20 protein-coding genes and 1 pseudogene are annotated in these 26,650 nt (G+C 60.5%); 12 read left to right on the forward strand and 9 right to left on the reverse strand.

What is annotated here, in order from left to right; genetic code table 11:
- Window positions 1-111: 111 nt before the first annotated feature.
- From glgC to malQ, 3 genes are read left to right on the forward strand one after another with little or no spacing between them, the layout of a single operon-like run.
- The gene (glgC, locus tag DES49_RS07480) at window positions 112-1,389 is read left to right on the forward strand and encodes a glucose-1-phosphate adenylyltransferase (protein ID WP_133735795.1); all 1,278 of its coding nucleotides are present in this window, start codon (window positions 112-114) and stop codon (window positions 1,387-1,389) included.
- Window positions 1,379-3,064 (forward strand): glycoside hydrolase family 57 protein, encoded by a 1,686-nt coding sequence (locus tag DES49_RS07485; protein WP_243864947.1) that lies wholly within the window; start codon window positions 1,379-1,381, stop codon window positions 3,062-3,064. The genes glgC and DES49_RS07485 overlap by 11 nt, the downstream gene beginning before the upstream one ends.
- The gene (malQ, locus tag DES49_RS07490) at window positions 3,061-4,566 is read left to right on the forward strand and encodes a 4-alpha-glucanotransferase (RefSeq protein WP_133735796.1); all 1,506 of its coding nucleotides are present in this window, start codon (window positions 3,061-3,063) and stop codon (window positions 4,564-4,566) included. Before DES49_RS07485 ends, malQ begins: the two co-directional genes overlap by 4 nt.
- Here the strand turns inward: malQ and glgP are convergent.
- On the reverse strand, window positions 4,514-7,075 hold the full coding sequence (glgP, locus tag DES49_RS07495) for an alpha-glucan family phosphorylase (RefSeq protein ID WP_133735797.1): 2,562 nt from the start codon (window positions 7,073-7,075) through the stop codon (window positions 4,514-4,516). The genes malQ and glgP overlap by 53 nt on opposite strands.
- A gap of 175 nt (window positions 7,076-7,250) precedes the next feature.
- On the opposite strand from glgP, the gene DES49_RS07500 reads away from it, so the two are divergent.
- Window positions 7,251-8,267, forward strand: coding sequence for a hypothetical protein (locus DES49_RS07500; RefSeq protein ID WP_133735798.1), 1,017 nt, complete (start codon window positions 7,251-7,253; stop codon window positions 8,265-8,267).
- Window positions 8,268-8,316: 49 nt separating this feature from the next.
- On the opposite strand, the gene DES49_RS07505 is transcribed toward DES49_RS07500, so the two are convergent.
- Window positions 8,317-9,087, reverse strand: coding sequence for a glucose 1-dehydrogenase (locus tag DES49_RS07505; protein ID WP_133735799.1), 771 nt, complete (start codon window positions 9,085-9,087; stop codon window positions 8,317-8,319).
- Window positions 9,088-9,238: 151 nt separating this feature from the next.
- Between DES49_RS07505 and DES49_RS07510 the strand changes: the two genes are divergently transcribed.
- From DES49_RS07510 to DES49_RS07530, 5 genes are all read left to right on the forward strand, one after another.
- Window positions 9,239-10,168, forward strand: coding sequence for a 1-phosphofructokinase family hexose kinase (locus DES49_RS07510; RefSeq protein ID WP_279591380.1), 930 nt, complete (start codon window positions 9,239-9,241; stop codon window positions 10,166-10,168).
- A gap of 61 nt (window positions 10,169-10,229) precedes the next feature.
- Window positions 10,230-11,762 (forward strand): PAS domain S-box protein, encoded by a 1,533-nt coding sequence (locus DES49_RS07515; protein ID WP_133735801.1) that lies wholly within the window; start codon window positions 10,230-10,232, stop codon window positions 11,760-11,762.
- Window positions 11,755-12,378 (forward strand): response regulator transcription factor, encoded by a 624-nt coding sequence (locus DES49_RS07520; protein WP_133735802.1) that lies wholly within the window; start codon window positions 11,755-11,757, stop codon window positions 12,376-12,378. Before DES49_RS07515 ends, DES49_RS07520 begins: the two co-directional genes overlap by 8 nt.
- 73 nt (window positions 12,379-12,451) lie before the next feature.
- Window positions 12,452-12,853, forward strand: coding sequence for a response regulator transcription factor (locus DES49_RS07525; protein WP_133735803.1), 402 nt, complete (start codon window positions 12,452-12,454; stop codon window positions 12,851-12,853).
- A gap of 112 nt (window positions 12,854-12,965) precedes the next feature.
- Complete coding sequence (locus DES49_RS07530; RefSeq protein WP_133735804.1) at window positions 12,966-13,646, forward strand: Crp/Fnr family transcriptional regulator; 681 nt, start codon at window positions 12,966-12,968, stop codon at window positions 13,644-13,646.
- Between the two features lie 4 nt (window positions 13,647-13,650).
- Here DES49_RS07530 and DES49_RS07535 read toward each other — a convergent pair whose 3' ends face one another.
- Window positions 13,651-14,019: a response regulator gene (locus DES49_RS07535; protein ID WP_133735805.1), complete on the reverse strand. Its 369-nt coding sequence runs from the start codon at window positions 14,017-14,019 to the stop codon at window positions 13,651-13,653.
- A gap of 177 nt (window positions 14,020-14,196) precedes the next feature.
- Entirely contained in the window at window positions 14,197-14,973 is a 777-nt protein-coding gene (locus tag DES49_RS07540) for a class I SAM-dependent methyltransferase (RefSeq protein WP_133735806.1), read from the reverse strand.
- A gap of 309 nt (window positions 14,974-15,282) precedes the next feature.
- On the opposite strand from DES49_RS07540, the gene DES49_RS07545 reads away from it, so the two are divergent.
- Window positions 15,283-16,701, forward strand: coding sequence for an aminotransferase-like domain-containing protein (locus tag DES49_RS07545; protein WP_133735807.1), 1,419 nt, complete (start codon window positions 15,283-15,285; stop codon window positions 16,699-16,701).
- A gap of 39 nt (window positions 16,702-16,740) precedes the next feature.
- Here DES49_RS07545 and DES49_RS07550 read toward each other — a convergent pair whose 3' ends face one another.
- From DES49_RS07550 to DES49_RS07560, 3 genes are all read right to left on the reverse strand, one after another.
- Window positions 16,741-19,434 carry a cation-translocating P-type ATPase gene (locus tag DES49_RS07550; protein ID WP_133735808.1) on the reverse strand — a complete coding sequence of 898 codons (2,694 nt, stop codon included), beginning with the start codon at window positions 19,432-19,434 and terminating at the stop codon, window positions 16,741-16,743.
- A gap of 131 nt (window positions 19,435-19,565) precedes the next feature.
- Window positions 19,566-21,968, reverse strand: coding sequence for a phosphoenolpyruvate synthase (gene ppsA, locus DES49_RS07555; RefSeq protein ID WP_133735809.1), 2,403 nt, complete (start codon window positions 21,966-21,968; stop codon window positions 19,566-19,568).
- A 110-nt stretch (window positions 21,969-22,078) separates the two neighbouring features.
- The gene (locus DES49_RS07560; protein ID WP_243864949.1) at window positions 22,079-22,828 is read right to left on the reverse strand and encodes a DUF72 domain-containing protein; all 750 of its coding nucleotides are present in this window, start codon (window positions 22,826-22,828) and stop codon (window positions 22,079-22,081) included.
- 239 nt (window positions 22,829-23,067) lie between these two features.
- Here DES49_RS07560 and DES49_RS07565 point away from each other — a divergent pair, with 239 nt between their 5' ends.
- Both DES49_RS07565 and DES49_RS07575 read left to right on the forward strand, forming a co-directional pair.
- Window positions 23,068-23,724 (forward strand): dienelactone hydrolase family protein, encoded by a 657-nt coding sequence (locus DES49_RS07565; protein ID WP_133735810.1) that lies wholly within the window; start codon window positions 23,068-23,070, stop codon window positions 23,722-23,724.
- Between the two features lie 427 nt (window positions 23,725-24,151).
- Complete coding sequence (locus DES49_RS07575) at window positions 24,152-24,880, forward strand: ZIP family metal transporter (protein WP_133735811.1); 729 nt, start codon at window positions 24,152-24,154, stop codon at window positions 24,878-24,880.
- Between the two features lie 16 nt (window positions 24,881-24,896).
- On the opposite strand, the pseudogene DES49_RS07580 reads toward DES49_RS07575, so the two are convergent.
- Together DES49_RS07580 and DES49_RS07585 are read right to left on the reverse strand one after the other, a co-directional pair.
- Window positions 24,897-25,004 (reverse strand): annotated as a pseudogene (locus DES49_RS07580) (transposase domain-containing protein); the annotation flags it as partial.
- Between the two features lie 475 nt (window positions 25,005-25,479).
- Window positions 25,480-26,586, reverse strand: a complete 1,107-nt coding sequence (locus tag DES49_RS07585) for an RCC1 domain-containing protein (RefSeq protein ID WP_133735812.1) — start codon at window positions 26,584-26,586, stop codon at window positions 25,480-25,482.
- Window positions 26,587-26,650: the final 64 nt, after the last annotated feature.

The raw sequence follows: 26,650 nt of genomic DNA on the forward strand, positions 1-26,650 counted from the left end.
TAACCGGATCTTCCTCCTGTGGGCATGCACCAGTGTTGACCCCCGTCAACACATGCGGTTGTTGGTAGTGCTCGAATGAACGGATCGAAAATGCCTGTTCACGGAGACGGCATGGATTCTCCCAAGCACGTTCAGAATGAGCGTTACATCAGCCTCATCACCCAGAACACCCTGGCGCTTGTGCTTGCCGGTGGAAAGGGCACGCGGCTGGGATCGCTGACGTCCCATCGGGTCAAGCCCGCCGTCCCCTTTGGTGGCCATTTCCGGATCATCGACTTTCCCCTTTCAAACTGCGTCAATTCCGGTATCCGGCGCATCGGGATACTGACCCAGTACAAGGCCCATTCCCTCATCCAGCATGTCCACCAGGGCTGGGGCTTTCTGCGTTCCGAGCTCGGGGAATTCGCGGAGTTGCTGCCGGCCCAGCAGCGAACGGGGGATGAGTGGTATCTGGGCACCGCCGACGCGGTCTACCAGAACATGGACATACTCCGTCTCCACGATCCCGCCCATCTGCTGGTGCTGGGCGGCGACCATATCTATAAGATGGACTACGGCCCCATGCTGGCCATGCATGTCAGCTCCGGCGCGGACGTGACCGTCGGGTGCATGCCTGTGCCACTCAGTGACGCCCCGTCCTTCGGCATCATGGAGATCGACGAAAACAACCGCATCCAACGCTTTACGGAGAAGCCGTCCTACTGCGATCCCATGCCCGGTTCCAGCGACAAGGCCCTGGCGTCCATGGGGATTTATGTCTTCAACACGCGCTACCTGCTCTCGCGCCTGCTCGTGGATGCAAACAGCCCGGACTCGAGCCATGACTTCGGCAAGGACATCATCCCCTCCGCAGTAGAGGACAGCGAGGTCTTTGCCTACCTGTTCCGCAAGGGCAACAGCGACAGCCCCGCCTACTGGCGCGATGTGGGTGATATCGATTCCTACTGGAAAACCAACATGGAACTGGTCGGTGTGAATCCGGAACTCAACATCTATGACAAGCGCTGGCCGATCCTGACCTGGCAGCGCCAGGCGCCGCCGGCGAAGTTCGTCCTCGACGAGCCGGGTCGTCGCGGGGAGGCGACCAACTCCATGGTTGCCGGGGGTTGCATCGTTTCCGGCGCGACGGTTCGCAACTCGGTGCTAGCCTCCCATGTCACCGTTGCCGAGGGGTCATCTATCGAGAGCTCGGTCCTGCTGGAGAACGTCCGGGTCGGGCGGGACGTGCACATACGACGTGCCGTGATTGAAACCGGCTGCACCATCCCGGACGGAATGCACATCGGGTTTGACCCGGCGGTGGATGGAAACCGTTTCGAGCTGAGCCATGGCGGGATTGTCCTGGTGACGCCGGAAATGCTTGGCCAGGAGGTGAGCTGTGTCCGATGAATGTCTTCGTGTTGTCCTCTGCTGGCACATGCACCAGCCGGAATACCGGGATCCGCTGACCGGCGAATACCTGGCCCCCTGGACCTACCTCCACGCCATCAAGGACTACGTGGACATGGCCGCCCACCTTGAGTGCGCACCCGACGGCGTCCAGGCCGTGGTCAATTTTCCGCCCGTGCTGCTGGAACAGATCTCAAGCTACGCGAGACGGATACGGGATTTCCTGGAGCAGGGCTGCCATCCGGGCGACCCCCTGCTCGCGGCGCTCGGCATGGAAGAACTTCCCGAAACCCGTGAAGCACGCCGCCCGCTGTTTGAGCGCTGCCTTCAGGCCCATGAACAGCTGATGATCGAGCGTTTCGCCCCCTATGCCCGCCTTGCCGCCCTGACCCGCCATGCCCTGGAAACGGACATCGGGCCGGATTACCTGACCAACCGGCACCTCGCTGACCTGGTGACCTGGTATCACCTTGCGTGGCTCGGTGAAACCGTTCGCCGGCGCGACGAACGGGTGCGCGCCTTGATGGACAAGGCACAGGACTATGATCTTGCGGATCGACGCCAGCTCCTTACCCTGATCGGGGAGCTCATGACCGGTCTGCTGGACCGCTACCGGGCGCTTGTTGACGCCGGACGGGTTGAACTCTCCACTACCCCCTACACGCATCCCATGCTGCCGTTGATGATCGATTTCGAGTCCGCCCGCGAGGCGCGCCCGGATACGCCGTTACCCGAATCAGGCCAATACCCCGGTGGCCATGAACGGGCACTGTGGCAGTTGAAACGCGCTCGCCAGTCCTTCGAGGAACACTTCGATCTTGAGCCCGTGGGATGCTGGCCCTCGGAAGGCGGGGTGTCCGGCCCCGCCCTGCAGCTGATCGGCGAGTCCGGCTTCCGATGGGCAGCCAGCGGCCAGGGCGTGCTGCGACACAGCCTTTCCTCGGAAAGCCCCGATTCCAGCGAGCTGCACCGTCCCTACCGGCTCGAGGATAACGGTCCGGTCTGTTTCTTCAGGGACGACGAACTGGCGGACCGGATCGGCTTCAACTACAGCCACTGGCACGGTGACGACGCCGTCGCCGATTTCGTGGAACGGCTCGAAAACATCGCTGACGAAAGCAACGGTGGCCGCGTGGTCCCGGTCATTCTCGATGGTGAGAATCCCTGGGAATATTACCCTGACAACGGCCTCCATTTTGTCCCGGCGCTCTACCGGGCAATACTGCAGAGCGAAAGGCTGCGCCTGACAACATTCAGCCAGTGCCTCGACGACGCCGCAGTGCCGGTTGACCCACTCCCCACTCTGGTTGCGGGGAGTTGGGTGTACGGGGATTTCAATACCTGGATCGGTGACCCGGACAAGAACCGCGCCTGGGATCTGCTGTGCAACGCCAAGGCGGTTTTCGATGAACGTTATCCGCATATCAACGATGCGGCGCACCGCGCCATGGCTCTGCGCCAGCTCGCGGTATGCGAGGGCTCGGACTGGTTCTGGTGGTTCGGTGATTACAACCCGCAGGAGGCGGTCAGCGAGTTCGATCGGCTCTACCGGCGCCACCTCACGGCCCTGTATGAATTGCTCGAGGCGCCCCGACCGGCAGAACTGGATACACCCATCAGCAGCGGCGGAGACGGTGCTGAAATGGGCGGCGCCATGCGCCGCAGCCACGAATGACCCAGCCTGATGAGCGCCAGGCCGGGGTTCTGCTGCACCCCACATCCCTGCCCGGAGGCGCCGACCTGGGCCCTTCCGCACGTGGTTTCGTGGACTTCCTGGCGGCCTCGGGGTTCGGCGTCTGGCAGATGCTGCCGGTGGGCCCCACCGATGCGAACGGTTCCCCTTATCTGTCCCCGTCAAGCTTTGCCGGCGACACCGGACTGATCAGCCCCCATGATCTTTTCAGGCTCGGGCTGCTGCCCAATGATGTAAGTCCCGCGGACCTTCAGGACCCGGAGCGCCGGGACTTATTGGAGCGGGTCCAACGGGCACTGCCCGATCACCCGGAACACCAGCACGCCCTGACGCTCTTCCGCGAGGCGAACTCGGCCTGGCTGGCCGACTATGCCCTGTTCCGGTGCCTGGGTCGCCGCCACTACCACATTCCATGGATCCGGTGGCCCACCGCTGAGCGCGACCGCCACCCGGAACGACTGACGGAACTGCATAATGAGCTGGCGTCGGAGATCGAACTGGAGTGCCTCGGACAGTACCTGTTCTCCCTTCAATGGCAGGCGCTCCATGAATACGCCGCCAACCGGGGAATCCGGCTTTTCGGGGACCTTCCGATCTACGTGGCCCATAACAGTGCGGATGTGTGGTGTCATCCGGAGCTGTTCGATCTTGACGCCACCGGGCACCCGAACGAGGTGGCCGGTGTCCCGCCTGATGCGTTTGCCGAGGACGGACAATACTGGGGCAACCCGGTCTACCACTGGGATCGCCATGAGCAGGACGGATTCCGGTGGTGGACTGAGCGCCTGGGGCACCAGTTGCGCCGGTTCGACCTTCTGCGCCTGGATCACTTCCGAGGACTGGAGGCCTTCTGGTCCATTCCCGCCGGCGCCGATTCCGCCGCCGAGGGACAGTGGCGGCAGGGGCCCGGAATTGAACTCTTCAACGCGGTAACCCGCGCACTGGGTCCGCTTCCCCTGGTGGCCGAGGATCTTGGGGACATCACGCCGCAGGTTGAGTCCTTGCGCCAGAGCGTTGGCTGCCCGGGAATGCGGGTTCTTCAATTCGCCTTCGAAGGGGATGCGGCTAACCCACACCGCCCCCATAATCACGGCACCGACGCCGTCGTCTACACCGGCACCCATGACAATGACACCACCCTCGGCTGGTGGCGGACCTGCAGCGACACGACACGGGCCACCGCCCTGGCCTATCTGGCAACGCCCTCGGACCCGATGCCCTGGCCGCTGATCCAGACCGCGCTCAACTCGGTGGCAGAGCTTGCGATCATTCCGGCACAGGATTTGATGGAACTCGGCAGCGAGGCGCGCATGAACACACCCGGAACCACCGGGGGCAACTGGCAATGGCGGCTGGGGCCGGGTGAACCATCATTCTCCATGACCCCGGCCCTGAGGCACGCCCTGGCGATCAGTGGTCGCGCCGGTCCGATCACACCCAGCGCATACACCCCATCTCCAGGGGATGCTGGAGGTAGCGATTGAACGGGTACATGCGGACGCGCATACGGAACAACCCATTCTCCGGGGCGGGTATATCCAGAACAAAGCGATGGAATCCTGAGTCGCTCACCTCACTGGCGCTGAAGCGGTAGACCCGCTCCGCCGCATCCGGGGCCATTTCCGGTGTGACCAGGCATTCCATCACTACATCCTCCGGTGACAGGCCATTGAGGCCGGCGTCCACCCTCAGCGTGGCTTCCGTGTCACCCTCGATCGCGTCGGGCGGACATTCCGCCCAGGCCATGCTCACTCCAGTCCAGGCGGCGTAGACACGCGCCTTCCATTCTGAAAGCTCACAGGCTCCAGCGCCTTCCGAGTCCGTCAGTTCCCGGGCGCCCGAGGCAGCCGGTGCATAGATATCCTCGGCATAGCGAAGCACCATGCGCTCCGCACTGAAACGCGGCAGCACTGTGTACATCGACGCCTTGCAGCGGCTGACCCAGTCCGTGGAGTATCCGCCGGGGCCAGCGTCAAAATAGGCTGGAATAACCTCATGCTCGAGCATATCCAGAAGGTCCTGGGCCTCAACCAGGTCGCGCTGGTCGCTGGGCAGGTCATCACTGTGTGGAGCGATTCCCCAGCCATTGCGTCCATCAAAGCCTTCCGCCCACCACCCATCCAGTATGCTCAGGTTAACGCCGCCATTGATCGCCGCTTTCTGGCCCGAAGTGCCGCTGGCCTCCAGAGGGTATTCCGGAGTGTTGAGCCATACATCCACACCGGTCACCAGCTTCCTGGCCAACGCGATATCATATCCCTCCATCAGGAAAACGCGGTTGAGGAAGGATGGCTGGGATGAAATCTCGTGAATACGCCGGATCAGCGCCTGGCCGGGCATGTCCTGGGGATGGGCCTTGCCGGCGAAAATCAGGATGACCGGCCGCTCGGGATCGCCCATGATTCGGATCAGGCGCTCCATGTCCTCGAAGATCAGCAGCGCCCGCTTATAGGTGGCAAAACGCCGAGCAAAGCCGATGATCAGCGGACGCGTGTTCTCGGCCGAGATGACGCGGCGCATCCCCTCGATACGCGCCCGGCTGAAGTTATTGCGTCGATACTGGATATCCAGCAGTTCAGCAAGATCCGCCAGCATCTCACTTTTGAGCGACTGGGTCAGGCTCCAAAAGCGGTGGTCGGGTATGCGTTGGATGGTGCGCTCCCAGAATTCCGCATCGTCAAGGTGAGCTTTCCAGTCCGGGCAGTGCCCATCGAACAGGTTGACCCACTCACGCGCCAGGAATGTGGGGATGTGGACCCCATTGGAGACGAAGGAAAGCGGGTTTTCGGCCGGATCAACGTCGGGCCATACATGGGATTCCATGCGCGCCGCCACATCACGATGCACGGCGCTGACGCCGTTGAAGCGCCGCGCCCCTCTCAGTGCCAGCGCCGTCATGTTGAACCGCCCCCGGTTCTGGGGTGAATGCCCCAGGTACAGCAGATCCTCCACGGTGACATCCATGGCCTGTGCCAGCCCCCTGAGGTGGTCAGCGGCGAGATCGTGCTCGAACAGGTCATGCCCCGCCGTAACCGCCGTATGGGTAGTGAAGACAGTGGCGGCGGCCGTGGCTTCCAGAGCAGCCTGGAAATCGAGCCCCGCCGCCACCCACTCACGGCACCGCTCAAGGATCATAAAGGCGGAGTGGCCCTCATTGATATGCCAGACGCTGGGCGCCAGCCCCAACCGCCTGAGTGCAATCACACCCCCGACGCCCAGCAGCAGTTCCTGGGCGATACGCATCCGTCGGTCGCCGCCATAGAGCTGGTATGTGATGGTGCGATCCTCGGCCGTGTTGGCGGCAACGTCCGTGTCCAGAAGGTACAGGTGGACACGGCCAACCGCGACCTTCCAGATCTGAGCCGCCACCATCCGTCCCGGGAATACCACCTGGATCTGGAGCTGGTCTCCATGCTCGTCCATCACCGGTAAAACCGGCAGTTCATCCAGGCTGAACGGATTCAGGTGGATTTCCTGGCCGCCACTGCGGTTGATGGTCTGGCTGAAATACCCCTGGCGATACATCAGGCCTACCGCTACAAACGGAAGGCCCAGGTCACTGGCCGCCTTGCAGTGGTCCCCGGCCAGGATCCCGAGCCCGCCCGAGTAGAGCGGCAGGCTCTCATGCAGGCCGTATTCCATGCAGAAATAGGCGATAAGATCGCCCTCGGCATCAAGGCCCTGGATTTCACGCTCACGCGGGCTGGTGACCGTGGGGTCGAGGTAGGAATCAAAAGCGGCGAGGACGTCCTGGTAGCGCAGGACAAAGTCCGGGTCCTGGGCCAGTTCATCAAGCCGATACTGGGCGACGCGCCGGAGAAACACCTTGGGGTTGTGACCGCAGCGTTTCCACAGTTCCGGGTCGATCCGGAAGAACAGTCCCCGGACCCCGCGATCCCAGCTGTAGAACAGGTTATCCGCCAGCTCCTCAAGCCGTTCAAAAACAGCAGGAAGGCGCGGCCGTACTTCAAGGAAATACTCATTACCGCTCATCCGCTGTCTCCTTGTGTGGACGTGCCGGAATCTTACATGCTAGAAGCCGTTTCAGAAGGGTGTGTTGACCGCGGTCAATCCCGACGCTGCAATAGCGGCAGCACGCCTGACAGTTTTCAGTTAAACTCGGAACTCAATGGGTCCAGCCAATTCGGCGTTGTTTCAAGGAGTTACTATGGCATCATCAAGAACCATCCAGCTGCACATCGGCAATGCCATCCCGCCGGCGAATGCCAAGGGTACAGAACGGATTATTGCACTCTGGCAGCAGATTGGCACTTTTTTCGGGGACCGGCCTTTCCAGGCCCAGAGCGGCATAAAGGGTTCCGCCAGGGCGTACCGCATCTCTCTGGACAGCAGTTCACTGCTGCGGGCCATGGAAGGCGCCAGGGACGGCTCACAGAGCTTCAGCGATCATCGCAGCGCACACATCAAGGACCCGGCCAACCGCGTTGACGCCGAGCTCGCCATCACGGTCACCAGCGAAGACCAGGCCCTCGAAGAGGTCGAAAGCTACCAGGTGGCCACGGTCTTCCTCCAGCAGCTGGTCATGGCCACCAACATCATCCATCCCGGCGCCTTCCAGGTGCTTGATGCCCGTTTTACCGGTGAAGGTGCTCACCGCTTTGAGGCCCAGCAGTACGATGCCCGTATTTTTCACGGAGCACTCCGGACCGCCACTTCGAACCAGTGGCCTGAACTGGGTGAGCCAGCGCTCGAAACCGTCTGGACCTGGCTCGAGAAGACCGGTGTTGCCAAGGCCGACACGGCCATCCGCGACATCAATCGGGTCCTCTTTACGCTGCTGAAAGTGGCGGAACAGCGCCACGAATACAGCGCCCGAACCGTTCTCATGGTGATGTTCCAGCTTGAGGTGCTGCTCGACTGCCGTGACTCCCGGAACCTGGAACAACTGCGCAACCGCGCGCAGCTGGTGCTTGGCGATATTCCCGAGGCGGCGGACTGCTTCACGGAGCTGCACGACGTCCGCAACGGGCTTTTCCTGGCGAACCAGCCGGTCAACCGCCCACCACTGATCTGCCATAACACGGCGCAAGCACTGCGCGAACAGATCGGCCAGCACAACACGGCCGTTGAATCCGGCACGGCTCTCGTCCTGGCTCTGCTCCAGGACCTGATCGCCAATGATGCCCAGAGCTACAACTTCATCGAAAGCATGTTCCGCGAATAGGGGAAGCAGTGGGGGGCAGCGCCGGGCGGGAAGGCGCTGCCCCCGTCTCCTAGCGGGCCGTATAGCCCCCATCGATGATCAGTTCACTGCCGGTCACGAATTTCGATTCGTCCGAAGCAAGGTAGAGCGTCCCATAGGCGATGTCATTGGGCTCGCCCACATGCCCGATCGGATGCAGTCCGTCCAGATGCTGGCGGAACGCGTCGGCCCCCTCCTCGGAAGCCTCGGCCAGGTCGGCCACCAGGGGTGTCCAGATGAAGCCCGGATGAATGGAATTGACCCTGATCCGGTCACGCGCGTAGAAGAGCGCATCGTTTTTCGTCATCAGCCGCACCGCCCCCTTGGACGCGTGATAAGGCGGCAGGTCGCCGGCCCCGATGAGACCGTAGATGGACGACAGGTTGATGATGCTTCCGCCGCCGGCTGACCGCATCAGGGGAATGGCATGCTTGATGCAATAGAAGACGCCGGTGACGTTCACGTCCATCACATGCTCCCACTCCTTGCGGGTCACCTCGTGTGTCGGCTTGTTCACACCGGCGATCCCCGCGTTGTTGACCAGCACGTTCAGAGTCCCGAACTTTCGCGCCACATCCGCAAACACCTCCTCCACCCGCGCCTCATTGGCCGTATCCATATGCCAGTATTCCGCCTCGCCCCCTTCCTCGTGGATCTGGGCCACTACGGCCTTACCTTCCTTGTCGTTGACGTCCGTCACCGCCACCTTGGCGCCTTCGTGGGCCAGAAGAAGCGAGCACGCCTTGCCAATGCCCAGTGCACCCCCGGTGACCAGGGCTATCTTGCCTTCAACCCGTTTCATAGACCCTCTCCTTTTCGGTTCCCTTTAATCATCAATCACGAGTTTATGCCCGGCTTCCCGTGCCGGAATTGACGCCCCTCAATAAACAGGCAATGGTCAACGCTATACTGGATCACGACACTTAAGGTTACCGAGGACTTACGTCATCGATATCACCGTTACGACCCTCACCATGACGCCATCGCTGGATCTGTTCGGCACAACCGACCACCTGGTCGAGGATGCCAAGACCCGTTGTCGCGAGACCGGCCGTGAACCGGGCGGAGGCGGTATCAATGTGGCCCGGAACCTGCACTTCCTCGGCAACGGCGTCCAAGCCATATTCCCGGCAGGCGGCAGCACGGGCGATATGATCGAGACGATGCTGGGGGACGAGTCGGTTCCCTGCCGGCGCGTTCCCGTCAGTCACCCAACACGCCAGAACCTGGCCCTGACCGAGACAGCCACCGGCCGCATGTTCCACCTGGTGTTCCCGGGCGCCGAGCTCAGTGAAGCGGAATGGCACGCGTGCGAATCAGCCATCCGGGATGCCGGAGGCAACACGCGCTACCTGGTCCTCAGCGGTAGCCTGCCTCCCGGCGTTCCGGAGAATTTCTATGCTCGCCTCGCCGAAGAGGCGGCAGGACGATCCATACGGGTTGTGGTCGATACCTCCGGTCGGCCGCTGGAACCACTACTCGACTCAGGTGTTTACCTGGCGAAGCTCAATCGCAAGGAGCTGGCCCAGCTGGGCTATTCCGGCGACTGGGGCACTGACAGCCAGTTGTCGTTCATGGCCGGGCTCGTGGAATCCGGCGTTGCACAACTGTTGGTCGTCACCCAGGGCGCCCAGGGCGCGCTCATGGCGACGGCCAGCGGCGAAAGACTCCGGGTCACGCCACCAGCCGTTGAAATCGTGAGCCATGTGGGCGCGGGGGACAGCTTCGTGTCAATGATGGTCCACAGCCTCTGCCGTGGCCGCAGTGAGGCTGAAGCTCTGGCCTGGGGTGTTGCCGGTGCGGCGGCGACTATCAGTACACCCGGAAACCGGATACCTGAAGAGGCCCAGGTGCACGCCCTCTTCGCCCGCATAAGGCGTTGACGCTTGTCAATGCGGGCCACTATGATGTCGAGAGTCCCTCACCCTACCCGAGACTGTCGCCATGGAAGATCAGGGCCATCCGGAACCCGAGGAGTACGAAACAGACCTCAACGAGCTGATCAGTGCTTTCCCGATCCTTATGGCCCAGCTTGATACGCGTTACCGGATCCGGTTCGCAAGCGAAGGCTACCGCAACTGGTTCGGCGTTGAGCCCGATAAACTGGTGGGCCGTCATATCGGCGATGTGATCGGCCACGAAGCGTTCACCACACTCAGGCCCTGGTTTGACACCGCCCTTGCCGGAACCCAGACCACCTATTATGGGGAAGTGACCTATGCTCACTGCGGCACGCGTTTCATCCATGGCATCTATGTGCCCTACTACAGTTTTCACGGCGCGGTCACGGGCGTGCAGGTTGTCGTAAGCGATGTCACGGAACACCGCGCCATCCGGAAACAGCTTGCCGATGAAACCCTGCTCAACCAGACCATCATCCAGCACGCCATTGATGGCATCGTCACGATCAACGAGAACGGCATTATCCAGAGCTTCAACCCGGCGGCCGAACGGCTGTTTGGCTACAGCGCCTCGGAAGTCATTGGACGCAACGTCAATATCCTGATGCCGGAAATGGAACGACGCCGCCATGGCGACTACGTCCGAAACTACCAGCAGACGCGCGACCGCCGCATCATTGGCCTGGGGCGGGAAGTCACCGCGCAGCACAGGGATGGCAGCCAGATTGAAATCCGCCTTGCCGTCGCGGAGTTCTACCTGAGACAGCAGCAGCACTTCGTGGGTTTTATCCACGATATCACCGAGCGCAAGCGCGCTGAGCAGGAAGCTCGCGAAGCCCTTGAAAACCTGGCGCACGCGGACCGGATTACCGCCATGGGGGAGCTGGCCTCGGGCCTGGCCCACGAAACCAGCCAGCCACTGACGGCCATCCACGCCACCGCCGAGGCCTGCCGCTCGCTGCTTGAGGCGGGCAAGCTGGACCCTGACCGGCTCAGTGATGCCATGGAACAGATCACCCTGCAGAGCCGCAGGGCCAGCAACATAATCCAGGAGCTCCGGAGCTTTGTCCGCAAGGGTCAGCCCGAAGAGGTTTCCCGCCATGATCCGGAATACCTCATCACCAACGTGCTTCCGCTGCTCAACACCGAATTCGAGCGGGCCAACATTGCGGTTGAAGTCATCCCGGAAACCCCACTCTGCCATTGCCCGGTCAACCGCATCCAGATCGAACAGGTCCTGGTCAACCTGATCCGAAACGCGATCGATGCCATGAGCGAGCATGACGGTGAGCGCAGGCTCCGTGTGCGCAGCCGCCTCAGGCCGGAGGACGGACTGTGCGAGATCGACATCGAGGATACCGGTCCCGGCATTCCACCTGAACACCTGAAACAGCTTTTCAACCCCTTCTTCACGACCAAGACCCAGGGCATGGGTCAGGGGCTGCCAATCTGCAAGTCGATCATCGAGCGCCATGGCGGTAAACTCGAGGTGGAGACGCCTGATGAGGGAGGGACGCGCTTCCGGTTCACCCTTCCTCACGAACCCCAATGCAGCGTTGAGGAGATGAATGAATGAGAACGCCACGGTCCTGATCATTGATGATGATCCGGGCATCCGCCAGGCATTGGAGCTACTGATGGCCTCGTCCGGCCTCGCCGCCCGCACTTACGAGAGCGGCAGGGATTTCCTGGACGCGGAAAAGCCGGAAGGGGCCGCGTGCGTCCTTCTCGACCTCAGCATGCCGGATATGGACGGCATGGAAGTCCAGCGGCAATTGCAGGAGCAGGATCCCAGCCTTCCGGTCATCTTCCTCACCGGCCATGGTGACGTGCCGGTCGCTGTCCGGGCGTTGAAGCATGGGGCGATGGATTTTTTCCAGAAACCGGACTTCGATCACCAGGAATTGCTTCAGACCATCCGCCAGGCGTTGACAGCCCACGAAGCCACACTCAGCACAAGCGCCGAGCAGCAGAGAATCCGCGACGGGATCGATTCGCTCAGCCGCCGGGAGCTTGAGGTTGCCCGTCTCGCCGCCGCCGGAAAGGCCAATAAGGTGATTGGCATCGAGCTCGGCATCAGTGAACGCACCGTGGAGGTTCACCGCGGGCGCGCCATGAAAAAGCTCGGACTCCGGCGGGCAGCGGATCTGGTAAGGGCCGAACCCACACTCGCGGAAGTGGCATCTGATTGACGCGCGTCAGTCGCCCGGGTCGACCAAAGTGTTTTCATGCAATCAAGACACTCAATACCGGACCGCTTGCGATATGACAACTCCCCTCGCCTGCTCCCCAATCCACATCGTCGAGGATGATGACGCTGTGCGCCAGGCGCTTGTGTTTCTCATTGAAAGCTGGGGGGGCACGGTGGTCGCCCATCGCTCCGCGGAGGATTACCTAGCGGCGAATGCATCCCTGTCATCGTCCCAAACCCCTGCCTGCCTGCTGTTGGACCTCCACCTCGGAGGCCAGAATGGCGCTGAACTGCTCGAACAATTGTACAGGGGTCATTACCCCAGCCCGGTAATCATCCTGACAGCCCATGCCGACGGCGATCTGGCGGAGCGCGCCCTGCGCGCGGGCGCCCACCAGGTGATTGAAAAACCCTTCCGGAGCAACGATCTGATCACGGCGATTTCGGATATCCTTGAGTCTTCATCGACGCCTTAACGCCCGTTACGGGGTTCCCCTCATAGGTCAATCAGGGAACATACCTTAGGCTGCCTGAACAGGGTGTTGAAACCGCCAACGCCCGGTTTGGAACCCCCCAGGGAGAAGAACAATGAATGGATATGCCCAGGCAGAGTCAGGTACCCTCAGCCACTCACTCACCAGCCAGGGCGGGATGAATGCAGCCCGTTCCACCAATCGCATCCTCAGGCGCAATGAGCACCTGATCCACGCGGGTGACCAGGTCAGGCATGCGCACGTCGTGGTCAGCGGCGTCCTGAAGAGCTACATCAATTACGAGAACGGTGACAGCCAGGTACTCGGCTTCCACATCCCCGGGGACATTATCGGCCATGAGTCACTGATCAACGGGCGGTCCTTCTGCGGCGTGCTCGCACTGGATACATCAAGCGTCAGGCGGCTCGAGACCGTTGGTGAGACGACATCCCAGGCGCTGATCGAGAGCATGCACAGTGAGATCCAGCGGCTGACACGCCAGTTGCACCTGGAGCGGGAATGCTCCACTGCCGCACGCCTCGCCACCTTTCTGATGGACTACTCGGAATCCCAGGCCCAGCGTGGATACTGTCGGTATGAGTTCATACTGCCCATGGGCAGGCGGGACCTTGCCGGCTATCTCGGCCTGGCAACCGAGACGCTGTCCAGGGTTTTCAGCCGTTTCCGGGATCAGGGCATTCTGAGGGTCAGCACAAACCACGTGACGATACTCGACCCGGCACGGCTGGAGGCGGCCAGTGGCACGGCCACCGAGGAATCAAGGCTGATCTGCTAGAGCCTCAGCCCGCCGGCATGAACTTGCGGATGGCTGACGCCAGTGCTTTCTCGTCAACAGGCTTGACGAGAAACTCGCTGGCACCCTGACGCATGCCCCAGACTCGATCGGTCTCCTGATCCTTTGTTGTCACCACAATGATCGGAATATCCTTGGTCGCCGCATCCTTGGAAAGCTGGCGCGTGGCCTGGAAGCCATTGATATCCGGCATGATGATGTCCATAAGGATCAGATCCGGCTGCTCCTCCCTCGCTTTCTTGACGCCGTCGGCCCCGTTCTCGGCGTCGAGCACCTCGAAACCAAGATTCTTCACGACACCTGCCATTTTCTGACGATCCGTCGGGGAGTCGTCGATAATCAATACTCGGCTCATCTCCTGCTCCATTTCCCGGTTGCACAGTCCTGCCCAAAAGGCATATCTGCCGCCTATCATACGCGGAAGGCGGGGCCGGATGGTATAGGCTCGACCAAGATGATTGTGATGAACTGTTTCAGGCACAAAAAAACCCCGCGACCGGGGCCGCGGGGTTTTTGATCATTCAGACCTGCATTACGCTTCCGGCGGACGGAACGCAACCTGCTGAATGAAGTCCACCTGGTTCAGGATGAACGGGCGCTGCATGTCGCCATAGCGCTCAACATTAACGAAGCCTGCGTCTTCAAGCAGGTGCGTCACGTAGTTCTGACGCAGGGGGTACATGTTGAGTTGGAACGTGCTGCCGTCCTTGAACTTGTAGTGGAACTGTGCGAGACCGCGATGCAGCTGAGCCGGGCCCACATCCACATCGTCGCCGCAGTAGTTGTACGCATGCTTGGAGCTGTAGCCCTCGTCCAGCATCGTGTCATAGTTGCGGTGATCGATGATCAGCATGCCGCCCGGGCGCAGGGTCCGGAACATTGCGTGCAGGGCATCGCGGCGCTGTTCGTGGTCGAACAGGTGGGTAAAGGAGTTGCCGAGGCACACGATCGCATCGTACTTTTCCTTGCCCAGTGTGTCGTCCAGGGTCAGCCAGTCGGCAACGCGGGAGTCGGCAAAGGTCGCGCCACGCGCCTTGGCGTTCTCACGCGCCTTGATGAGCATGTTCTCTGAGCCGTCTGTGGCTGTTACGTTGAAGCCCGCCAGGGCGAGGGCCACGCCGTTAACGCCAGTGCCGGTGGCAACGTCGGCGACATCTTTCGCACCGTGGGCCCTCAGCAGCCGTTCGTAGAATGGTCCATCGCGTTCCAGGCGATCATCCCAGCCGACCAGGTCATCCCAGTATTCGGCAAAACTGGGGGTATACTGCTCGTACTGTTCGCCAGCGTTCGCATTTTCTACAGCTGTCATTATCGCACTTCTCCATCTGAATTTGGTCCACAGGATCATCCGCTTGATTAGAGGGAGTCCTGCCGTGGTTTCCGTATGCAGTTGTTGCATACCGCTTCCCCATCGGTAGGTGGTTGGCACCACCGCCTGAAGGACCAGGCTGGCCAGCGATGGGAACGGGAACGCCGTACGGTTGGAGGCCGGCGTCCGACCACGACCGAGACGAACTTTACGATGATTAACGGCGACGGTACAGATTCAGAAACGTAAAAAAGGTACCATTACAGTTTTCGGCTTTCCCCTATACAGCGATACAGTTAAGGTTGATCAATGACCAAGACGCTCTACGAAGATGTTGCCGGACAGATCGCGCAGCAGATCGAGGATGGGGTCTACAGCCCCGGTGACCGCCTCCCGGGGGTGCGCAAGCTGTCCCAGCAGTTCGGCGTAAGCCTTGCGACCGCCGTGGAGGCCTGCCAGCTGCTGGAAGACCGGGGTATCATCCGCGCCCGCCCCCGCTCCGGATTCTATGTGCAGGAGCCCGACGCAACTCCCGTTGAATGGCAAAAACCCGAGAGCACCGAAGACGGCCCGACCCTGGTTACTGGCCAGGCCCGGGTGCTCGAGTTGATCAGCCATCACAGCGACCCCGCCATCCTGCCCCTGGGGACCGCCGTCCCTGACGCCGAACTGCTTCCGCTCACCGCCCTCGACCGCTGCTTCGGCCATGCCCGGCGGGTCCACAAGAACCGTATCGCCTCCTATGACTTCCCGCCGGGCCACGAATCGCTCCGCGTACAGATTGCGCGGCGCATGGCGGACGCCGGCTGCCATATCAGCCCGGACGATGTCGTAATCACCGGCGGATGCCAGGAATCCCTCTCACTGAGCCTGCGTGCGGTTGCCAGCCCAGGCGATGTCATCGCCATCGAATCGCCCACATTCTACGGCATTCTCCAGGCCATCGAGTCCCAGGGCATGCGGGCGCTGGAACTGCCTACCGAGCCCGGCGGCGGCATCCACCCCGAGACGCTGGAGAACGCCATCAACCGCTGGCCCATACAGGCCTGTGTCGCCATGCCCAATTATGGCAACCCCCTCGGGCATCTGGCCTCCAATGAGCGCAAGGAAGCCACTGTGAAGCTGCTGGCGGACCACGGAATTCCGCTTATCGAGGACGACGTCTACGGCGAACTGGGCTTTTCGGGCGACCGGCCCTGGGCCGCCAAGGCCTGGGACACGGATGGAGGCGTCCTGTACTGCAGCTCCTTTTCCAAGACTCTGGGCTCGGGCATGCGAATCGGCTGGGCCGTTCCCGGACGCTTCCGGGACCAACTGACGTATCTCAAGTACGCCACCAACCAGGCTGCCCCGACCCTGCAGACCCTTGCCCTGGCCCGTTTTCTGGACCAGGGCGGCTACGATCGCTACCTGCGCCGGATAAGGCGCATCTACCAGCGCCAGGTCAACCGGGTAGCCCGAGGGATACAGGAGCATTTCCCAAAGGGCACGCGCGTCAGCCGGCCACGGGGCGGTTTCGTTCTCTGGGTGGAACTGCCGGAGCATGCGAACACGCTAAACCTGCAGCAGGAAGCCCTGGCGGAAGGCATCAGCATTGCGCCGGGCCCCCTGTTTTCCTCAACGGAGCGGTTCCAGCGTTATCTCAGGGTGAACTGCGGCGTTGCGGACGCGGATCGTGTCGACGCCGCCATTGCGCGCCTCGGGCGTCTTACCCGCCAACGGTCCTGAAATCGGAATAGGGAGGCATGAGTGAGAATCTTTGTCTCTCTATGATCCTCGCGATACCTCCAATATCCGTTTTTCAAGCTCCACCACGGGCAGCACGGTCAGCGCCAGGGGTACGAGCACGGCCCAATACCAAACCGGCATGGCCGCCGAGCCCATGAGCATCTGAACCCCGGGCGTGTAAGTAAACACCAACTGCAGCGCCAGCACGAGTCCGATGGATTTCCAGACCGCCGGGTTACCCGTGAAATCACGCCAATGCCGCAGTCGCCGCTCAAGCAGCCGGGCACTGAGCAGATAGGCCGCCTCGAACAGCACCAGGGCATTGACGGCTGCCGTGCGTGCCACATCAAGTGGGACATCGGCGCGTCGCAGGAATCCGTAAAACCCGAATGTGCCCACCAGCATCACGACCGCAACCAGCGCGATCCGAAGCAGCAGCTGTGCGGAGACGATAGGCTCGCCAGGCGCTCGCGGGCGACGCCGCATCACTTCGTCCCTGGGTGGTTCGAATGCGAGTGCAAGCCCCAGAGTGGCGGCGGTAACCATGTTCACCCATAGAATCTGCACCGGGGTCACCGGCAGCTCCATACCGATCAGAACCGCGGCAATAATCGCCATGGCTTCACCGCCGTTGGTCGGCAGAAGAAAGAGTACCGAGCGCTTGATGTTGTCGTAAGCCGCCCGGCCAAGGCGTACCGCGGCTGCAATGGAGGCGAAGTTATCATCGGTAAGGACAATCTCGGCCGCCTCCTTCGCCACCTCGGTGCCCTTTTTACCCATGGCCACTCCCACATCGGCGCGCTTGAGCGCGGGAGCATCATTCACTCCGTCCCCGGTCATCGCCACCACTTCGCCGTTCGCCTGCAGCGCCTGAACGAGCCGCAGCTTGTGACCGGGGCTGACCCTGGCGAACACATCGGTGTCGGCCACCCGGGTACTCAGAGCCGCCTCATCCAGGGCATCAAGATCCGTTCCGGTGAGCACCCGCTCGCCATCGCCGATGCCCATCTTCGCGCCGATCGCGCAAGCAGTACGGGCATGGTCCCCCGTGATCATTTTCACCCGGATTCCCGCCGAGCGGCATTCGGCAACCGCGTCCACCGCATCCTGCCGGGGAGGATCAATAAGCCCCAGGACCCCCAGGAGCACGAGGCTCCCGTCAACGTCCTCGGGGGCCAGTTCCGATTGATCCCCCGAGACCCATCGCTGCGCCACAGCGATTACCCGCTGACCCTCGGCTGCAATCCGCTCAGCCAACTCATGCCAGGCGTTGGCATCAAGTTCTTCAGTCGAATCCCCCTGCAGCACATGACTGCACATGGTCAGCACCTGCTCCGGCGCACCCTTCACGACAATGCGCAGGCCATCATCAAACCGATTGAGAGTGGCCATGTATCGATTCTCCGAAGAGAAGGGAATGCTGTCGACACGCGGTGCGGCTTGTTTCTCCGCGCCCGGCTCAAGTCCGGCTTTCAGGGCCAGTGTGAGGAGCGCGCCTTCCGTCGGATCCCCCTGGAGCTGCCATTCCCCGTCTTCGTCCTGTTCGAGTTCAGCCTCATTGCACAGCAGCCCGCAGCGCACGAGTGCCATCACATCGGGAGCCGCCGCCAGGTCGAGCGCTGCGCCGTCGCATTCAATTCGACCCCGTGGGGCGTACCCTGTGCCCGTAACCCGGGCTTCGATCGCGGCCGTTCTCAGGGTCACGGCGGTCATTTCATTACGGGTGAGCGTGCCCGTTTTATCGGAGCAGATGGTGGTTACCGAGCCCAGGGTTTCAGCAGCATACATGTGCCGGATAACGGCCCGCCGTTGCGCCATGGCCTGCACGCCAACCGCCAGGGTTATCGTCATGATGGCGGGCAATCCCTGAGGGATAGCAGCGACAGCGATGCCGACGGAGGCGAGAAACGCCTCCGCCAGAGGATAGTCGCGAACGAGAACCGCCAGACCGAAAATCGATGCCGCCAGGGCGATGATGGCGACCGCCAGACGCTGGCTGAAGGAGTGGATCTGGCGCATCAGCGGCGTAGCAACCTTCTCCACCCCGGCGAGCATGGAACTCATCGCTCCAATAGCGGTGCTCGCACCAATAGCAACAACCACACCCTCGCCTTCACCGCTTCGCACCAGAGTCCCGGAGAATGCCATATCGAAACGATCCCCCAGGAGCGCGTCCGCCTCAACCGGATCCGATTGCTTTTCCGCGGGTTCGGATTCCCCGGTTAGCACTGCCTCATCGATGAGCAGATTCCGTGCCCTGAGAAGACGAATATCCGCCGGAACCTTGTCCCCGGCCGACAGCAGCACTATGTCGCCCGGCACGAGTTCGGTTGCATCGACTACGCGGCGCCGCCCATCCCGCCAAACTCGTGCACTAGGGGATAGCAACCCCTTGAGGGCTGCCAACGCACGCTCCGCACGCCCTTCCTGCACAAAACCGATACCAGCGTTGATCACGACGATCCCGGCAATTGCCGATGTGTCGATCCAGTGGCCGAGCGTTGCCGTGATCGCGGCGGCCACAATGAGGACGTAGACCAGGGTGTTCCGGAACTGATCCAGAAAGCGGGCAACGGGCCCCCGCTTTCGCTGGCTGGGTAGTTGATTGAATCCGTATTGCTGGCGCCGCCGCTCGACTTCGTGCTCCGAAAGCCCCTGGCCATCAGCATCGAGAGCATCAAGGACGGCAGCACCTGGCTGCGCATGGGCCGGGGTCTTCTGGGCCTCGTTCATATCAAATCTATCCCACCCTTTCAGTCAGAGATTACACTATGCGTTCAGGCCGCCGAACGCGCCAGGAAGGATAGACATCACAGTGAATTCAGGCTCGTGAATCCGTGCAACCATGCCCGACCCGCCTACGATTAGTCCCTGGGGTTGGCGGGCTCCCCGGATTCCGCTTCCGCCACGTGGAGCTTCACCGCAATGAAGCTGTCCGGATTCACTGATATGGAGCCGATGCCGGCCCCCACCAGAAAACGGGCGAAATCGGGGTGGTCGCTGGGCGCCTGACCGCAGAGGCCTGTCTTGCAACCCTGCTCATGGGCCGTCGAAATAAGCTGGCTTATCATGCGGGTCACCGCCGGCCGGCGTTCATCAAAGAGCCCCGAAAGCCGATCGGAGTCACGGTCGACGCCCAGAACCAGCTGCGTCAGGTCGTTGCTGCCAATGGAGAAGCCATCAAACCGACTCGCGAATGCCTCGGCCTCGATCACGTTGGAAGGAACCTCCGCCATCACATACACCTCGAGATCATTCACGCCCCGCTCAAGACCGTTGCCTGCCATTTCCGCGAGCACCTTGTCCGCCTCCTCCGGCGTGCGACAGAACGGGATCATGACCACAACATTGCGGAACCCCATTTCCTCGCGGACCTTGCGGATAGCGCGGCATTCCAGCGCAAAACCCTCGCGATAGTCGGCATCGTAATAGCGGCTTGCCCCACGCCAGCCAAGCATGGGGTTCTCCTCCTCCGGCTCGAACGCGGCCCCACCAATAAGCCGTGCGTACTCGTTGGTCTTGAAATCACTCATTCGCACAATTGCCGGTTCCGGATAAAAGACCGCGGCGAGGCGCCCCAGCGAACGGGCAAGCTGGTCAACGAAATATTCCGGTTTATCGTCGTAACCCCGCGTGAGCTCCCCGATGCGCTCCCGGGTGTCCGGATCGTCGATATCCGGCCAGCGAACCAGCGCCATGGGGTGAATCTTGATGGTGTTGTTGATAATGAACTCCATACGGGCCAGCCCCACACCCTGGGCGGGCAAGCGCCACCACCGCTGGGCAGCGGCAGGATTGGCCAGATTCAGCATGACGCGGGTGCGGGTATCCGGGATATCATCCAGGGACAGGGTCTCGGCGCTGAAGTCGAGTTCCCCCTCATAGACAAAACCCTCGTCACCCTCGGCGCAGGACACCGTCACCTGCTGGCCGTCCTTCAGGACCTGGGTTCCGCTTCCCGTCCCCACGATCGCGGGCAATCCCAGTTCCCGGCTGACAATGGCAGCGTGGGAGGTTCGGCCGCCGTGATCCGTTACAATGGCGGCGGCGCGCTTCATAATCGGGATCCAGTCCGGATCCGTCATCCCGGTGACCAGCACGCCATCCTCGACGAAATCCTCAATCTCATCGGGGCTGGCCAGTTTACAGACAGGGCCGGCCGCCACCGCATCGCCAATGCTCAATCCCTGGACCAGGCAGGTGCCGCTTTCATTCAGGCGGTAACGTTTGAGTTCGCCGCCGCCGCGTTGTGACTGAACGGTCTCAGGTCGGGCCTGAACAATATAGAGCGAACCATCGGTGCCGTCCTTGGCCCACTCCATATCCATGGCCTGACCGTAATGGTCTTCTATGGCCACTGCCCAACGGGCAAGCTGGAGAATCTCATCATCCGTCAGCACGCATTTCAGCTGTTCCTCCCGCGAGGTGTCGACAAGCCGTGTCACTTCACTCCCCTGGTCGGAATACACCAGCTTCCTTCCCTTGGCGCCCGCACGCTTTTCGATGATGGGCCGGGTTCCGGGCGTGTCGAGGAGCGGTTTGAAGACCATGTATTCATCCGGGTCCACACTGCCCTGAACCACGGTCTCACCCAGGCCCCAGTTGGCATTGATCAGTACGGCACGCGGGAATCCGGTTTCCGTGTCAATGGAAAACATCACCCCCGAGCCGGCCAGGTCGGAACGCACCATGCGCTGTACGCCCACGGACAGGGCGACTTTCATATGATCGAACCCGTTGTTGTTGCGGTAGGTGATGGCGCGATCGGTGAACAGCGACGCGAAACAACGCCGGCAGGCATCAAGCAGTGCCTCTTCGCCGCGAATATTGAGAAACGTCTCCTGCTGGCCCGCAAAACTGGCCTCGGGCAGATCCTCGGCCGTAGCACTGGAGCGCACCGCCACATCCGGCTCATCCTGCCCGAGCCGTTCGGCCATTTCCCTGTAGGAGTCCTTGATCGCCCGGGCCAGCTCAGGGGGGAAGTCGGTGTCGTTAAACAAGGCCCGGATCTGCCTTCCCGTACTGGCAAGCCCCTGATCCCCTCGCTCAAAAGCCTGCAACTGGTCGGTTATCCTGCCAACCAGTCCGTTGGCCTCCAGAAAGCCCCAATACGCGTTGGCCGTGGTGGCGAATCCCTCCGGCACCCGGACTCCGGCCGCGCGCAGAGCGCTGGTCATCTCGCCAAGTGACGCATTCTTGCCGCCGACCAGCGCCACATCCCGGTAGTCAATCTGCTCCAGGGGTCGGACAGAATCCTGATTATCCATAGCCGCACCGCCAATTGTTGAATCCCCATCAACGGTGCGCCCCCTACCCGCCTTACGCATTGACGCAGGTCAGCACCGGTGGCGACAGGCGCACAAAGCTCTGGATCCAATCAATCAGCCGTATCGCCAGCAATTAACGCCTGCAGTTGCTCCGCGTTGGAGGCCGCGTAACCGTGGGCATCATTATCGAAATAGACGTACACTGACTTGCCTTCATCCGCCCAACCCACCAGCCTCTGCTTCCACTCATCGAGTACCTGCCGGCCATAGCATCCTTCATAGGCATCATCCGGGCCATGCAAGCGCACGTAGACGAAGTCCGTGGTCACCACCTCCGGAGCTCGCTGCCCAGCCAGATCGTAAATGCAGAAGGCAGCCCGGTATTGGTGAAGAAGGTCATAGACCGAAGCCGTGTGCCAGCTCGGGTCCCGGAACTCGAACGCGTAATGAAGTTCGGGGTCCAGGGATTTCAGGAATGCCTCCAGACGGCCGGGATTCACTCGCCAGCGCGGTGGCAACTGAAACAACACAGGTCCCAGGCGGTCCTCCAGATATCGGATCCGATTGAGGAAGTTCGGGACTCCCTCCTCGGGATCCTTCAGTTTCTTCATGTGCGTTATGTAGCGACTCGCCTTGACCGCGAACCGAAACCCCTCAGGCACCGCCTTACGCCACTGAACCAGGGCCGCAGCGGACGGCAGCTGATAGAACGTGTTGTTGATTTCCACGGTCCCCAGACGTGTCGCGTAATACCGGAGCCAATCCTCTTCATGGCATCCCTGTGGATAGAAAGGCCCCTGCCAGTGTCCGTATCGCCACCCGGAAGTCCCGATATGAATGGCCGCTTCCTGATTTATCACGCTTTGTCCTCCCCCAACGGGCCCTGATGCCACTCAATCAACACCGAGCTTCTGAACCACGTCGATGCAACTGCCACTCAGTGGCTGGGTTTTGAGTGTAGTTATCCAACACCGTACCCAATACGCATTCAAACAGTCGCGTCCCTCTGACGCTGTGTTGACCGCCGTCATCGAACGCGCCGCTCACACCCGCGCAGAATACAGAAAAGCACCCCTTAACCCACTAAAAGAGCCAGCCCATGACGATTCCGGCCCCCGAAAGCGTCATCGTCAACACCCCTGACAGCCAGCTCAATGGCGATCTGACCGTACCTCCCGGGGCCACCGGGGTCGTGGTGTTCGCCCATGGCAGCGGCAGTAGCCGTTTCAGCCGACGCAACCGGGACGTTGCCCAAACCCTGAACGAAGGTGGACTCGCCACCTTGCTCATGGACCTGCTCACGGCCGAGGAAGACGAGAGGGATCGTTATACCCGCGAGTATCGCTTCGACATTGCAATGCTTGGTCGGCGACTCGTGGGTGCGGTGGACTGGTTGGCTCAGAACCCCGCCACTCACGGACTGCCCATCGGCTGTTTTGGCGCCAGCACCGGTGCGGCGGCCGCGCTGATCGCGGCCGCAGAGCGCCCGCAGGCGGTCAGCGCTGTAGTATCGCGTGGCGGTCGAGCAGATCTGGCCGGTGACGCCTTAACGAGGGTACGCGCACCGACCCTGCTCATTGTGGGCGGGCGTGATCAACCGGTGATCGATATGAATCTGCAAGCAAGGAGCCGAATGCAGGCAGTCACGGAATTGGAGATCGTTGACAATGCCACTCACCTGTTCGAAGAACCCGGCGCTCTGGAGCAGGTTGCTGGGCTCGCCCGGGACTGGTTTCAAACGCATTGTCGTGACTGAACTTAAGACGGCAATTATCCCCTCCTGCTGATGCATCATCAGAGTGGGCCGGCCGTAAGGACTCTCGTCCAGTTGCCATACAAAGCTCTTGTCGATCTTGATTTCGTCGAAGAAGTAATCCAGAGGCAGGCGAACAGGGTTGGGTGCTTACCGGTCGAGTCTACTTCGGAACCAACGGGGCATGGGGCTCAACACCTTCGACACGGCCTTCCGGGTCGTGGCTTTTGATCGAGACGTATCGCGTGCTGCGACCCGGTATTGCTGGACGACACAGGGTTCACCGCACTGGCCTGGGTGCAGACCTTAACGAAATCATTAGAAAAAACGAGAGAGATAGAATCGCTACGTGCCGGCTACGGCAACGGGGCTTTTGTCGTCGTAACGGGACAGCGGCAGGGCTGATGACGGTCATGATCCGGAGATAAAAATGGAAAACAGCTTCTGGACGGCTTTTGGCGCTAGTCTTCTGGCGGCGCTGGTGACCGGCATCGGCATCTACACTATCCGTCACTTCGAGGCCTGGGGCCGCAAATACAGTATCTACTTCGTGTGCTTCGCCGCCGGCGTGCTGATTTCGGTGTCCTTCCTACACATTATTCCCAAGTCTTTCGAGTTGAGCCCCTATGCCCCCGGCTACCTGCTGGGTGGGTTCGTGTTGATGCATATGTTCAACCGATTCATCACCGCCTTCGTGTGCGAGCGGGGGGCGAATCCGGCTTACGGTATTGGCTTGGTGCCCATGGTAGGCATCGGCTTTCATTCATTTATCGACGGATTTGTCTACTCCATCACCTTCTCCACCAGCATATTCACCGGCGTGCTGGCCGCTATTGGCATGGTACTGCATGAGTTTCCCGAGGGCATCATCACCTATCTGTTACTGTTGCGCGGAGGCTTCAGCGACAGGAACGCCTTGCTCCTTGCCGTCATTGCCGCGTCACTCTCAACACCACTGGGCATGCTGGTCTCCTGGCCCTTTATCAGCAGCGTCAGTCAACCGCAGCTGGGAGTTCTGCTTTCCCTGTCAGCCGGCGCACTGGTGTATGTGGGCGCAACCCACCTCTTGCCGCAAGCGGAAAAGGAGCACGGCCGGTTCAGTCTGTTAGCCCTGGGTGCCGGCATCCTGGTAGCTGTGCTCATCGTATTGTCGAAATAGACTAAGGATCGGGCCATTACATCTTGTTAGATATAATCGGCTTCCAGTTGTGGGGCAACAGCTCGTCGATGGCGTTATTCTTCTGCGTCGGCAGTCGGGTCATCACCCCCTTCAGGTAGGCATAGAACGATAAGGGCGGGCATGAAACCGAGAGAATACGCAATCATTACCGGCTGAACCAGGTTATTTTCCCAGTGAAGGCCCAGCTTTGTCCCACCAGCGAAGCTCGTGCAAAAGCAGCTATTTAGGTCTTTGATTCAAAGCGGTAATTATGGAGGCGCGGGTCGGAATCGAACCGGCGTAAACGGAGTTGCAGCTCTGTGAATCCGGGCCATTTTTATCTTTTTAGATCCGACAAATAGGCACTCTATCCACAAAACAGTGAACGCTCATTCCGCTCATTTAGTGACCTTTAAAATCAGATAGTTGCAATTGAGTTTTCTCACCAGGGGATGGTCACGCTTGCGACCCTGAAAGAAGATTCTGTAGCTCAGTTTGTTCAAGTCCGGGTTCAATTTTGTCGCGGTATACAATAACCGAAAGCAGAGAAGCTTCAAATGCTGACTGAGTAAACTGGGACATCATCCTCTCCAAAATAACTAGTTGTAAATTCTGAAATGGTAATATTCGAGAAGGTATTTATACGGCCAGAGCCAATGCTCCTCCGGGATCAGTTTTGCGACTGACCCATCTTCGTTAATGAAATAGACCGAGTACCGATTTGAATAAAAGTCGATCGTTCCTTCCGGAACATCAATTTCTAAAGGCTCAACCACATAGCTGCTGTTTGACGCCTCAGCCGGTGCAATGATCTGGTCACCCCATCCAACATATTGGTTGCTCATTAACTTGGCGATCCGAATGGGTCCGCCTTCAACCTTCTCTACGCCGCTTAAATAGGGATGCTTCTCTATTTTTTTCCTGGGAGCACTATCGCCAGTGCCAAGAGAACCTGCACCATTTTGACCAAATACATAAACATCACCGTTGTCACAGAAGAAAACCGCGCCCGGTGAATAGTCCACGCCTTTCACAGAGCAGGGGATGTCCAGCAACTCTGGCTTCCATTGATCTTTAGCCCCTGATGAAAAAGGAGAATAGTGGCTAGATCCTCCCCATGTATAAACATTACCGCCCTCTGAAACGGCAAAGAAAAGACCGCCGGCGTAAACCTGTTCAATCACGTCCTTGATAGTAAAAGGTTTTCCCATCACATTTTGGGGGACTTCATCTCCCCAGAATCTAATCGTGTTGTCGTCATGGAGCACAACCGAAAAATAGCTTTCCGCATCAAAATCCTTGATATTACATAATTCGTTATATCTGGTTGGTTGTTCTATTTCTTCCTTCGACTGAAATCCAAGTGGATCATAGTCATTTCTTCCCCAGGCCCAGATGCACCCTTCCCGATCCAGAGCCAAAGCGTGCATGGAGCCAACTTCAATACCCACAATATTCTCAAGGCCCGGCACCTTAAAAACGCCATCTTCTCGAGGCCCAGTGAGACGGATATACCCATTACCTGGGCCATAACGAAGCACTGTGCCGTCATCCTGGACCATATAAAGCGCGCCGGTTTGGACGCTGCCCTTATGCCGCTCAAGCCCCGGTCCCTGGTACCGGGCATCGGCCTCAATAACGGTGCAGGCGCTGAGCAGAAGGCTGGTTGCGATCAGGGTGCCCAGAAGGCGGGTCATGCGTTTCATGTTGTTGGCTCCTTTTTGTTGATTCTGGCGGTCAACGTTCCCGCATACTCTCGTCCATCGACTT

The organism is Halospina denitrificans, assembly GCF_004364635.1.
In the GTDB taxonomy this organism is placed as follows: domain Bacteria; phylum Pseudomonadota; class Gammaproteobacteria; order Pseudomonadales; family Oleiphilaceae; genus Halospina; species Halospina denitrificans.